The organism is Psychrobacter glacincola (genome assembly GCF_904846215.1).
GTDB lineage: Bacteria > Pseudomonadota > Gammaproteobacteria > Pseudomonadales > Moraxellaceae > Psychrobacter > Psychrobacter glacincola.
On the sequence record NZ_CAJGZK010000049.1, the window covers coordinates 1 to 1,758 of the forward strand.

Consider the following 1,758-nt stretch of genomic DNA (forward strand, 5'->3'; position numbering starts at 1 on the left):
GTTAAAACACTTCAGAGGTGTTGCTACACGCTATGATAAACTTAAAGCCAGCTATGAGGCTGCCGTGATTCTAGCCTGTGTCTTTATCTGGCTGCCGCTGATTTGAATTCTATACAGCCCCTAGTATAACGATATATAAAATAGCGTATTAAATAACTCGCAAGATGGTAACCCTTCTAACAAATACTTAATCAAAAAATTCGATTGGTTTGATATAATTAATCAGTCTTTAAAAAAATATAAGCTGCGGATGTAATTACGACTTAGCTTTTAGCTACTTTCTCATTACCCAATTGTTCCTTTAATACGGAAACCACTTTATCTTGTTGTTCCTCAGTCATAGATGGAAACATAGGAATACTAATAGCTTCTTTATAATAATGCTCTGACTGCGGGAACTGACCTTCTTTAAAGCCCATTTTTTGATAAAAAGGATGCAGATGGACAGGAATATAATGCAGATTAACTAAAATATCAGCCTCTCGCATCCCTTCAAAAACTTCAAGATGAGTTTTCTCAATTTCATCTAGGTGCAGGCGAATCACATATAGATGGAAACCAGAGTAGCTATCTGAGTGTTGCCAAGGTAGCGTTATTGGTAAGTCTTTTAGCAACTCATTATAGCGCTGCGCTAACTCATGGCGTCGACTAACAAAGATATCCAAACGTTGCATCTGCGACACCCCTAAAGCCGCTTGTAAGTCTGTCATACGGTAGTTATAACCTAACTCAACTTGTTGGTAATACCAAGGACCATCCATAGGCTTAGTCATTAGATTTTCATCACGAGTAACACCATGACTACGAAATAAATCTAACTTCTCTGCTAATTTTGGATTGTTAGTAACTGCCATGCCACCCTCAGCAGCAGTGACTATCTTCACTGGGTGAAAACTAAATACGGTAATATCGCTATAGCGGCAATTACCAATAGGCTCACCTTGATATCTACCACCAATAGCATGTGAAGCATCTTCAATGATTTTGAAGCCATATTTTTGTGAGAGAATATGTATAGCTTGCATATCAGGAGGCTGACCAGCAAAATGTACCGGAACCACCACTTTAGGCAGTTTATCCTCTTTCTCTGCTAAAATGAGTTTCTTCTCTAACTCTTTTGCAGACATATTGTAGGTGTGGGGGTCAATATCAATTAGATCAACTTGAGCACCACAATAAAGCCCACAGTTTGCTGAAGCGACAAAAGTATTAGGCGTAGTCCAAAGCCAGTCACCTTCTCCCAAACCCAAAGCGAGACAAGCAATGTGCAATGCTGATGTCGCACTATTAGCTGCCACTGCGTACTGGGCGCCACAAGCATCTAGAACGGCTTGCTCAAATAGTGGGCCTTGTGGTCCTTGTGTCAAGAAATCCGATTTTAAAACCCTTGTTACTGCATCTATATCTTGCTGGTTTATATCTTGACGTCCATAGGGAATCATCTATATGCCCTCCATACTTTCGCACTGATAATAGGCGCTGTACTAGCAAAAAACATTGAACATTCCTTTCCTTGTTAAAACTTAGCTGGGTTTCTGGTCGACATCCATAAACTATTCATTATATTAGACCTCTTGCAAAAGTAGCAGAGTGTTTTAAAATAACTAATACACTCACAACTGGCTAGGAATCATGCCAAACATAGATAAGCTACTCAAACAAAGTGACGCTGGTTTTAAACGCTATACTGGCATCCATAAAGCCACTTTTCATGAAATGCTGGATGCTATGCAAGAGCATGAAGTATCTAAGACCAAA

At 39.5% G+C, this 1,758-nt stretch carries 1 protein-coding gene and 1 pseudogene; one reads left to right on the forward strand and one right to left on the reverse strand.

Annotation, left to right across the window (positions count from 1 at the left end; genetic code table 11):
* Positions 1–106, forward strand: a pseudogene (locus tag JMW90_RS13295) (IS5/IS1182 family transposase); the annotation flags it as partial.
* Between the two features lie 157 nt (positions 107–263).
* Here the strand turns inward: JMW90_RS13295 and pseC are convergent.
* Complete coding sequence (gene pseC, locus JMW90_RS13300) at positions 264–1,442, reverse strand: UDP-4-amino-4,6-dideoxy-N-acetyl-beta-L-altrosamine transaminase (RefSeq protein WP_201564725.1); 1,179 nt, start codon at positions 1,440–1,442, stop codon at positions 264–266.
* Positions 1,443–1,758: the final 316 nt, after the last annotated feature.

Coding starts and splice junctions, on each gene's coding strand:
- pseC (WP_201564725.1), bottom strand. CDS start 1,442: ATGATTCCCTATGGACGTCAAGATATAAACCAGCAAGATATAGATGCA.